At 61.4% G+C, this 10,476-nt stretch carries 11 protein-coding genes; all 11 read right to left on the bottom strand.

The annotated features are described in order from the left end of the window. Positions 1-105 precede the first annotated feature (105 nt). Positions 106-642: a hypothetical protein gene (locus IPI01_20000; GenBank protein ID MBK7260039.1), complete on the bottom strand. Its 537-nt coding sequence runs from the start codon at positions 640-642 to the stop codon at positions 106-108. A gap of 457 nt (positions 643-1,099) precedes the next feature. Continuing rightward, a complete protein-coding gene (locus IPI01_19995) occupies positions 1,100-1,360 on the bottom strand; it encodes an oligosaccharide flippase family protein (protein ID MBK7260038.1) in 261 nt (86 codons plus the stop codon). Positions 1,361-2,022: 662 nt separating this feature from the next. Beyond that, positions 2,023-3,921 carry a hypothetical protein gene (locus tag IPI01_19990; GenBank protein ID MBK7260037.1) on the bottom strand — a complete coding sequence of 633 codons (1,899 nt, stop codon included), beginning with the start codon at positions 3,919-3,921 and terminating at the stop codon, positions 2,023-2,025. 187 nt (positions 3,922-4,108) lie between these two features. Continuing rightward, complete coding sequence (locus tag IPI01_19985; GenBank protein MBK7260036.1) at positions 4,109-4,714, bottom strand: T9SS type A sorting domain-containing protein; 606 nt, start codon at positions 4,712-4,714, stop codon at positions 4,109-4,111. A gap of 16 nt (positions 4,715-4,730) precedes the next feature. Continuing rightward, the gene (locus IPI01_19980) at positions 4,731-6,074 is read right to left on the bottom strand and encodes a hypothetical protein (protein MBK7260035.1); all 1,344 of its coding nucleotides are present in this window, start codon (positions 6,072-6,074) and stop codon (positions 4,731-4,733) included. 593 nt (positions 6,075-6,667) lie between these two features. Then, positions 6,668-7,024, bottom strand: coding sequence for a hypothetical protein (locus IPI01_19975; GenBank protein MBK7260034.1), 357 nt, complete (start codon positions 7,022-7,024; stop codon positions 6,668-6,670). Continuing rightward, positions 6,996-7,988, bottom strand: coding sequence for an oligosaccharide flippase family protein (locus IPI01_19970; protein MBK7260033.1), 993 nt, complete (start codon positions 7,986-7,988; stop codon positions 6,996-6,998). Before IPI01_19970 ends, IPI01_19975 begins: the two co-directional genes overlap by 29 nt. Positions 7,989-8,000: 12 nt before the next feature. Continuing rightward, positions 8,001-8,867, bottom strand: coding sequence for a glycosyltransferase family 2 protein (locus IPI01_19965; protein ID MBK7260032.1), 867 nt, complete (start codon positions 8,865-8,867; stop codon positions 8,001-8,003). Further along, the gene (locus IPI01_19960) at positions 8,860-9,444 is read right to left on the bottom strand and encodes a class I SAM-dependent methyltransferase (GenBank protein ID MBK7260031.1); all 585 of its coding nucleotides are present in this window, start codon (positions 9,442-9,444) and stop codon (positions 8,860-8,862) included. Before IPI01_19960 ends, IPI01_19965 begins: the two co-directional genes overlap by 8 nt. Then, positions 9,423-9,749 carry a hypothetical protein gene (locus tag IPI01_19955; protein MBK7260030.1) on the bottom strand — a complete coding sequence of 109 codons (327 nt, stop codon included), beginning with the start codon at positions 9,747-9,749 and terminating at the stop codon, positions 9,423-9,425. The genes IPI01_19960 and IPI01_19955 overlap by 22 nt, the downstream gene beginning before the upstream one ends. Positions 9,750-9,870: 121 nt before the next feature. Then, the gene (locus IPI01_19950; protein ID MBK7260029.1) at positions 9,871-10,452 is read right to left on the bottom strand and encodes a glycosyltransferase; all 582 of its coding nucleotides are present in this window, start codon (positions 10,450-10,452) and stop codon (positions 9,871-9,873) included. Positions 10,453-10,476: the final 24 nt, after the last annotated feature.

The raw sequence follows: 10,476 nt of genomic DNA, 5'->3' as shown, positions 1-10,476 counted from the left end.
CGACATCCCCGTGCTGATACGGTGTTGCGTCAGCCATGCTGCTCTCCTTGTGACGGGGACAGTCGTTTCCAGAGGATGGCGCCGGTGAGTGAAACGCCGATGATCTCATTGACCAGCAGTGCCAGTGCGGATGCCAGAGGGCCGATCTGCGGAAGAAGGATGACGTTCACGAGCACCACGGCGACCATCTGGGCGAAATTGATCTTCCAGTAGATCCTTCACCATGCCCAGGCTGTAGCCGATGATGCCGACGGGGCGATCAGGATGACGAATGCATAGCCGGAGACACAGAACCTCCCGAGGAGCAGCTTCCTTCGAACGCTTTGCCGAAGAGTAGTGGCGCGAGGATCGGGACGAAGACCGCATACAGGGTGCTGAAGAAGGCGACACGCCGCAGAGCATGAAGGTCTTCTTCATCATCGTGCGGATCTGGTCCAGCGTGAGGTGCGACGATGCGCGCGGCAGAGTGCCCCGCCGATCGCCGTAAGCATGATGGCGAGCGGCGTTGCGAAGCGCGTGGCGATGTTGTAGACCCCGACGTCTTGGCAGGAAGGCGCCCATCAGCCAGACGTCGAGCCGCAGGATGATGAGCACGATGACGGTGGATGCAAGGTTATACCGCGCGAAGGTCGCCGGGGTCATCGCCCTTTCAGCGGCGTGGCAGTGTCCGTTCCTGTGGACAGGGGGTTCTGCCAGACCTTCCTCCAACCTTCCGCGACAGAGCGGGGGAGAGGGTTCCTGCCGATGAGAGCGGCGCGCGGGATCGCCGCTGAAGCAGATCAGCGCGCGCGAGTGCGGCGGCGATGAGCGAGACGAACACGACGGCCTGCACCGACCAGAGATGCATCACGGCGAGGATGATGATGCCGAGCAGCGTGATACCCGTCTGTGCAACGGTGATGCTCGCATTGCGGCCGAATTTCTTCAGCGCCTGGAAATAGATCGACGGAATGGTGGCGAGGGCGGTGAAGACCCGCCGATAAGGCCCACCCGCATGATGGGGGTCAGGTCAGCGGCTTTCCAGAACTCCGCGATCTGCGGGCGACGGTGATGAGCAGGCCTGTGGCCGCGATCGACAGGCGAGGCGAAGGCGGAAGGCCTACCGGAGCACGGACATCTGTCCGTCCGTATCGCCCACGGAGGCGGCACGGGATGCGAAGCGGATGGCGGTCTGGCCGATCCCGAGATCGGAGAGCGACGCGGCAACGCCTGCAAGGCTGAGGATCAGTGTGTATTGTCCGACGCCGTCCGGGCCGAGGCCGCGGGCAAGGAGGACGGAGGTCACGAGCGCAGCGACGACCGTAGCGACCTGGGGGATGATCAGTACGAGGACATCACGGATGCCGCGTTTGGAATCCACGACGGTGTCTGCCAGCCCTGAAAGGCCTCCTGAACGAACGTCTGAAATTCTTTGACCGCGGTGATCAACGAAATGCCACCTTGATTGGCGTGCGAAGGACTGTTGCAGGGGCAAGAGGGCCGACCGGCCCGGCGAACGCCCGGCACGCGCGGTCCGGACCTCTCGGAATGGGCCGGGGAAAATGGCGACACCGCCGGAAGAATTCACCAAGATACGCAACTGGGGAAGAAGGAACAAGAGCAGAACGGTGCTTCACACGGTGCGGAAGCAAAGCCTTAGAGGCAGCAAGGAGATGGGAGATGGCGCCCCGGAAGGGCGCCATCCCGTGGAAGACCTATTTGATGAGTAGCATGGGCCGCACCTGAACCACCGATCCTGCGCGCATCCGGGCGAAGTACAGCCGCTGGGGAGTCCCGCGCCATCGAAGACGATCCGGTGTTCGCCCGGCTGGTACGACCCATCCGCCGCCACCCGTACCAGCTCACCCGCGGCGTTGAAGACTTCCAGACGAACAACGGACGCTTCCGGCACACGGAACGTGATCGTGGTGGAAGGGTTGAACGGGTTCGGATAGTTCGGCTGCAGCGCATATGCTGACGGCGTTCCGGCTCCGGGAACGGAGGTCGTCGTTCTGTAGAACATGTTGTGCAGCCGTACTCTCCCTAGCCATTCTGGTTTCTGCGCGCTCCCGCCAGTAGATGTTCGAGTTCTTCCGGGAACCCTGCCCGCCGTGTCAACGTGTCGGTCAATGTTGAATCCATGGTTCGTTCCGTGAACTCACTGGATGTGGACCATTCGAACCAGTACTTCGTCGGTGCCGGGGCCGCCTTGCACCAGGTGAAGAGAACCGTATCCTTGCTGAAGCTCGTGTAATTGAGGGGGCCCAGCAGCGTCACCGCTCCCACGGGGACCCCCGCCCGAGAATGTTGATCGACACCGCCGGTGTTTCCGGATCGTTGGTCATGAAGGTGATCCAGCCTGAATCCCGCACGTGCGGCGGCCGGGGTGTAGTGGATCACGACCGATGCCGATTCGCGGGGCGATCGCCATGTGCGATGCATGCGGAGCAAAACGGAGGGAAGTGCCGTCAGGGTGCTCACGACAAGGGTATCAAGGCTGCCGCTGTTGTAGAGGGTCAATGTGCGCGATACCGAATCGCCAATGAGCACGGTGCCGCAGTCTATGGGTTCCGTGCGGACAAGCAGGCCCGGGGCGGGCGTACCCGCGGGATGCAATGCTCCCCGGGTGATCGCAACGCGGTCGATGGATCCCTGGAAGTAGTAGGGAAACGATGGATAATCCCACATCCCTATCGTCAACGGCCGGTCGTTCGCAAGGGGATACGGGTAGGTATCGGTGCGGGGGATGCACGCGAGTTGTCCATCGACGTAGAGCGAGACCGTACGCGCGACGCGGTCGCGTATGAGCGACATCCGGTGCCACAGGCCATCGTTGAATGTCCTGGTGCTGTGGAGGATGGTGAGAGTGGAGGCGTGTGCGCCGTCTTCATTGTTGCCGATCACCGCATCGGCATACCCCCCGCTCATGGAGAGGCCGTAGCCGGGGTGCCTTGCGTACCCCTTCCGCAGGAGCTGCATCACGGCGGAGGATGTGGTCTTGAACCACGCCTCGACCGTGAAGCTCTGTGAGGAATCGAAATCCAGCGAGCCGTTCTCCGGATCCCCCGCAACGATATGATCGCCGTTGCCGTTGAATGCGCGACCCGCGCCGGAGATACCATCCCTCACCGTTGTTCCGGTGGCGATACCGCCGTTGTGATTGGCCGATGAATCGGGGATGAACATTCCCATGGGACCGTCGAAATTCCACAGGGCCATGAGCGGTGCAACGACGTGTGGATGCCGGGCGTCACGGGTGATGCGCACCTCGTCGATGACGCCGTCAAAGAAGTACGGGTACACATCGGATTCCCAGCGTCCGATGGTCAGGGGGCGATCGTTGGCGATGGACTGGCCGAATGTATCGGTTACTGGTGCCGCTGCCTGTTCCCCGTCCACATACAGGTAGAGCTGCTGCATCGGACGGTCGCGGATGAGCATGGCATGGTGCCATGCCCCGTCGTTATAGGTGCTGTCGCTCGTGATCGTCAGCAGTGTGTCGGGCGGCGTGCCGTCCGCCCTGTTCCCGATGATGCCCACGACCCTGCCTGCGCTCACGATCAGCGTATATCCGGGCTGGGGCGCAAGGCCTTTGCGTATCAACACCATGGGGGCAGGCGAACTGGTCTTGAACCAGCACTCCACCGTGAAGCTCTCCACGTAGGAGAAGTCCAGCGAATGATTCCAGGAATTGCCCACCGTGATATAGTCCGAGCTACCATTGAATAAGCGGGCCCGTCCGAAGCGGCCGGCGACCACTGTCGTGCCGGTAGCGATGCCGGTGCCCCCGGTGCCGCTGACATCGAAGATCCACTCAGGATTGGATTCATCGCAATGCCAGAGCGCCATGGTGTACGCATCAGGCACGCGCGGAATGGTGATCTGGGCAGATGCTGAGAAGGAAAGGACAGTCACGAGACAGATGAATGTGAGTCGCTTCATTGGTATCCCTGCGTAATGAACGTCGGAGGAATCGCGATCGATAGGTCGTACTATGCCGGAAGGAGTAATCCTCTTCAAGGTACGGAAGGCGCTCTGGATAGTCAAACGGCTGGGGAACGATGCAAATGCGGGTTGAAGGCCGGAATAGCCCGATGGCGCCCCGGGGGGCGCCATCCGGAAGAGGAAGTTATTTCATGAGAAGCATGGGCCGCACCTGAACCACCGATCCCGCGCGCATCCGGGCGAAGTACATGCCGCTGGGGAGGCCCGCGCCATCGAACACGATACGGTGCTCTCCCGGCAGGTAGGGGGCATCCGCTATGACACCTACCAACTCGCCGGCCGCATTGTGGACATCGATGCGGACCAGCGTGGTCCTGGGAACGGTGAACGAGATCGTGGTCGATAAATTGAACGGGTTCGGATAGTTCGGGAGGAGTGAATACGCCGGGGGGGTGCCGGCCTCCGGCACAGACGTCGTTGGTCTGAAGAAGGTCCGCGACAGGCTGTACTCTCCCCAGCCAAGCTGGTTCCCGGCGCGCACTCTCCAGTGAATAGTCGAGTTCTTGGGGAACCCTGATGCCACGTTCATCGTGTCCGTCAATGTCGAGTCTATGGTCCGTTCTGTGAATGAGTGAGATGTGGACCATTCGAACCAGTACTTTGTCGCAGCCGGCGTGGCCTTCCTCCATTTAAAACTGACCGTGTCTCTGGCGGCAGTCGCGTTGTTCAGGGGACTGACCAGTGTGACCATCCGTACGAGGGTCCCGCGCCCGAGCAGGTGGATCGTCACAGAAGGTGTCCCGGGGTCATTGGTCGCAAAATGTTATCGAACCCGAATCCTGCCCGGCTGTGGTCGGCGCATAGCGGATCACGATCGATGCTGTGTCATCGGGACCGATGGCCAATTGCGTTTCCTTCGGAGAGAACACAGAGGGTGTCGCGCCGATACTACTCACCAGGAGTGTGTCGTTGCTGCCGGCGTTGTAGAGTGTCAACCGGCGCACCACCGTATCGCCGATGACAACGGACTCCCAATCGATCGGTTCCGTGCGGACCAGAACGGCAGGGCCGCCGGATGCTCCGGGATGGATCGCGCCGCGATTGATCGCAACGCGGTCGACATCTCCCTGGAAGTAGTACGGCAGGGAAGGGTACTCCCATCGGCCGATCGTCAGCGGGCGGGGGCTTGCGATCGCATACGGGAATGCATCGTCCAGCGGCCGGGTCACGATCGTGCTATCAACGTAGAGGTACACTTTGCGGGTCGTCCGATCCCGCACCAGGGAGACATGGTGCCAGGCCCCGTCGATGTACTGCTTGATGCTTTTGAGGATGAGCAGGGTGTCCGGTGTCACACCGTCCTCCCGATTGCCGATGACGGCAGCGACGTATCCTCCGCTCACGAACAATCCGTATCCCGGATCAGGAGCAAGCCCCTTCCGCAGCAGCTGCATGGCTGTTGCCGATGTGGTCTTGAACCATGCTTCCACCGTGAAACTCTGAGAGGGATCGAAATCCAGCGATCCGTTCTCGGCATCGTTCACGAGGACGTAGTCACCGGCCCCGTTGAATCTCCGCGCTGATCCCGTCAGCCCTTCCACGATCGATGTCCCGATGGCAACGCCCCCATTGAGGTTTGCTGATGAATCGGCCACGAAGCTCCCCTGCGGATCATCGAAGTTCCATGAGGCCGTGAGGGGTGTGGACAAATGGGGATGCCGGGCATCGCGGGTGATGCGTATCTCGTCGATGGCTCCGTCAAAGAAGTACGGGAAGTCATTTTGTTCCCACCGCCCGATGGTGAGCGGACGATCGTTGGAGATGGCATACGGGAAGGTGTCGGTCACCGGTGTCGCCGCCAGTTCCCCATCCACATACAGATACAGCTTCTGCATCGGACGGTCACGGATGAGCATGGCCTGGTGCCACAGTCCATCATTGCAGGTCTCCGTGCTCGTGATACTCACCAGCGCGTCGGGCGGTGTCCCATCCTCACGGTTACCAATGATCCCGATCACCTTGCCGCCGCTGACGATCAGGGTGTAGCCCGGTTCGGGGGCGACACCTTTGCGAATGAGTTGCATGGGGTTGAGCGAACTGGTCTTGAACCAGCACTCAATCGTAAAGCTCTCGGTCGGGGAGAAGTCCAACGCGCCATATCCCTGATCCAGCAGGACGATGTAATCGGACGTCCCATTGAAGGACCTGGCATTGCCGGCGCGTCCGGAAACTACCGTTGTTCCTTGCCGTGCCGGTCAGACCATGTCCGCTGGCGTCCACCATGCTTGCAGGAACCATTTCATCCAGATGCCACAACGCCATCGTGTTCGCATCAGGAGTACGCGGAACCGTGATCTGGGCATATGCTGAGAAGGAAAGGACAGTCAAGAGACACATGAACGCGAGACGTTTCATTGGTATCCCCGCTTAATGAACATCGGAAGGAAGCAAGAACGGTGGGTAGTACAGCGCCGGAGGGATCGCCCTTTTCAAGGTACGGAGGGCTTTCGCGAGAGTCAATCGGATGAAGGGAAATCCACACGAACTTAGACGAAACGTACGCGAAGAACCTCATGTGCGACGTTCGTAAAGAAGCTCATGTAAGACTCATGTGCAGCTCATGTGAAGGAGCTGGATAACGTACGTGAAGAAACTCATGTAAAGCTCATGGGCGACGCACGTTAAGGAGCTCACGTCAAACGCACCTGAGGCAACGGGCCGGTGTGGATGCTATGAGTGTTCGCTATCCCCGTATGTTCTGCAGGCGGCGGAGGATGAATGCCCGGATGTCGTGGCGGCGGGCAAGGACCTCACCTACGGTGAAGGGGATGTAGCTGCGGACCCGCGCAAGAGCGATCCATGCCATGATATACGACGCGACGACCACGGCGATGGCGGCCCCTGATGGTGCCGAGCCACGGGATGATGAGGAAATAGGCGGCAAGCGACACCACCAGCATCTGCGCGCCCAGCACGAAACTCGCGCGCGCGCTTCGCCGAGCCCCATGAGCACATTGGACCCGATCGCAAAGGCCGGCACGGCGATCGACATGAGGCCGAAGACCTGAGGATCAGCACGGCGTCCGGATAGCGCCGCCATAGATGAGGCCGATCATCGGACCGGCGAACAGCACCATGCCGAGCATCACCGGGACCATGCCCACGGCGGAGAAAAGCGTGGATTTCTCCACGACGACCTTCAGCGTGGACCGCTCACCACGCGATGCCAGCAGCGACACCCCGGGGAGGATGAACATCTGGATGATCTGCGTCGCCATGTCGAAGATGCGCGTGAAGATCTTCGCGGAGTTGTACACCGCCACCTGCGCCGGCCCGGTGAACGCGGAAAGGATGAAGGTGTCGGCACGGGAATAGACGAGATAGCTTGCGTTGCCGCCGAGCGAGTATTTGCCGTATTCCCACATGCGCCGCATCTCTCCCCGCGTGGGGCGGAGCCGCCACCGGAACTGCCGCCACGACAACGCCAGTCCGAGCAGCGATGACGCCGACAGCGAAAGGATGTTGATCATGATCAGGTCCTCGGCGGTGTCGAAGAGATGCATCCGCGAGTAGATCCACACGAGGAACGGATCGCCGAGGAAATGCACGGCGTCGACCCAGAAGATGCGGGCGATACCAAAGCGTGTCTGCAGCAGGATGAGCGCCACGTTCCGGATGAGCGAGGCGATCATCATGGCCGGGATGTACAACAACAGCGGTGCAAGCGCAGGCGAACGGAGGACGGCACTCATCGGTGCGCGGAACAGGACGACCAGGAGGGAGGAGACGACGATGAACACGATGTTCAGGAGCATGCCGGCACCGATGATCCCCGCCGGATCGCCGGTGTCCTCGGAGGCGAATTTCAGCATGGGCTGGAGGGCGACGGCGGTGGCGAGGCCCGAAAGGATCAGGAAGATCTCCTGGAGCAGGACGAAATTGCCGAATTCTTCTTCAGGGAGAACGCGGATGACGAGCAGCACGTACCCGAACCCGTACACCACGGGCAGGGCCTTGTCCGCCAGCCCCCAGAGACTCTTGCCGATATGTTTCCCGAATTCCATGGGCTGTCGTGTCTAGGAACGCCCTCGTTGATCCGCGGGGCGTGCGCCCCGTGTCGTGAGGATGTAGCGTGCTGCCGCGAACGCGTTCACGACGATCGACATCCACGGGAAGGTGAACCAGTGGTACCATCGGGCATGATGCGCGAAGAAGCGGTACTGGCTGATCGCCTTGTTCCGCAGCTTGAACGACGACAGATGTCCCCCCGCGCTCACCGACAGCTTGTGCCACACCTTCGACTTCGGTTCATACATCACGCGGTAGCCCGCCCGTTGCACGCGGATGGACCAGTCGGCGTCTTCTCCGTACATGAAATATCGGTGATCCAGCATCCCCACGCGCCGGATCACGTCCGCCGACACCAGGATGCAGCAGCCGGTCGCATAGCCTGTCTCGCCCGCCACGTCGTACTGTCCGCGGTCCACCTCCCGGATGCCGCGGTGACTCATCGTGCCGGTCCAGAAGGAGACATTCCCGCCTGCGAACCAGATCGTGTCGCCGGGAGTATAATAGTAGATCTTGGGAGCCACCATGCCGCACCGCTCGGTGGCGTTGCAGCGGTCGACCAGATGCGTGATGAAGTCGGGGGCGACGGTGGTGTCGTTGTTCAGAAGGAGGACGAAGTCGGTGCCTTCATCGAGCGCGACCTTCATGCCGTGGTTGTTGCCGGCGGCGAAGCGCTTGTTCTCGCCGAGGGCAAGGATGCTGACATTGGGGTAGGCCGCGCGGACGGCAGGGAGCGTGTCGTCGTGTGAGCCGTTATCCACCAGCAGGATGCGCATGGCGGGATAGGTCACCTTCTGCAACGACGCGAGGCAGTCGAGTGTGACCTCTTTGCCGTTCCAGTTGACGATCAGGACCGTGACGACGGGGTCAGCCATTCTTGCGCGCGAAGACGTTGAGACGGTCGCCCCATTTTCCGGTGAGGCGTGTGAGGAGAGCATTCGGATACTGCATCAGTTTCTTGCCCGTCTTCTGTGCGAACGATCCGCGCATGGCGATCTCGCCGGGCGGGATCGCGCCGGCGTCCAGCTGCACGATGCTGAATCCGGTCCGCTCCATGAGCGCACGCATGCTCTCCGGCCTGTACTCAAAGAGATGGTACGGCGGCATGTGCACCGTGACGCTCTTGCCGAGGAGCGCAAATGCCGAGAACCCCAGTCGCGAGAACAGGGTGTTGGTCTGCGTGGGACAGGCGATGACGAGCAGCGCCCCGGGTTTCATGATGCGGTTGATCTCGGTGAACGTGCGGCGCGGGTCGGGCAGGTGTTCGATGACATCGCCGAGATAGACCACGTCGAATGTGCCGTCCACGAACTTCCCGGCGAACACATCGCCGGTGATCACATCGAGTCCGAACCGCGTGCGTGCGAGCTGTGCGGCATCGGGCGACATCTCCACGCCCGTCACCGTGAAGCCGGCGGCCCGTGCGGAGTTCAGAATGTCTCGCCGGCGCATCCGATGTCCAGCATCGTCCCGCCCTGCTGGAATTCCTTGATGCGGCGTACGAGGGGGAGGTCCGTGATATCGGCGAGCGTGGCGTCATCGAACAGGCTGCCGGTGTGCCCGCAGCGGAAGTCGCCTTCGAAGTATTCTTTGGAATAGAGCGCGGTGATCTGCCCGTCGGAAAGCTGCGGATCGAGGAAGATGATCCCGCACGCGCGGCACAACGTGCCCTGCAGGCGCTGGCCTTCGTGGTCATAGCCGAACGGAAGGGCCCTGAACCTCGTGCTGCCGCAAATGAGACATGCCGTTACCTTCATGCTACCGCCCCTCCATCAGGCCACCGATCCCATCGACCAGTGCTTCCCACGTGAACCGATGCTTGTCCCGTTTCATGTTCGCGGCGAACGATGGGCCGAGCCCCTTTGCTGTAGAATTCCGTTAAGCGTGGCGGTGAGCGCCCGGGGATCGTCCGGTGCCACGATCATCCCGTGCACGCCGTTCTCCACCGCCTCCGAGAGTCCGCCCACATCGGTGATCACGAGCGGCGTCTCGAAATGGAACGCGATCTGGGAAATGCCGCTCTGTGGCGGACAGATATGGAAGCACGACCGCGTCGGCCGCGGAAAAGAAGGCCGGGATCTCTTCGTTAGGGACGTACCGGCCCACCAGCGTGATCCGGTCCTGCAGTCCGAGCTGATCGATCTTCGCGCGGTACTCTTCCTCGCCGCCGTAGAACTCGCCGACCACGAGCAATCGTGTCGGCACATCCTGCGGCATCGCTGCGAACGCTTCGAGCAGGATATGAAGGCCTTTGTAGCGCCGGATGTAGCCGAAGAACAGCAGCACGCGGCTCTCCGTGATGCCCAGTTGCTTCCGCGCGGCATCCTTGCCCATCGCGTCGCCGAACCCGCTGTAGATCGGATGCGGCACGAGCTTGTACACGGCCTTCGGCTTGAGCGAGAGGAGGTCCTTCAATACGATCTTCGACTGCACGATATAGCGGTCCGAGAACCGGAGCATGTAGCGGGTGAACAGGATATCGCC

Source organism: Ignavibacteriota bacterium (assembly GCA_016707525.1).
Lineage (GTDB): Bacteria > Bacteroidota > Ignavibacteria > UBA10030 > UBA6906 > JAGDMK01.
Note: the sequence above shows the minus strand (reverse complement) of the source record. Positions and strands in the feature narration are given on the sequence as shown.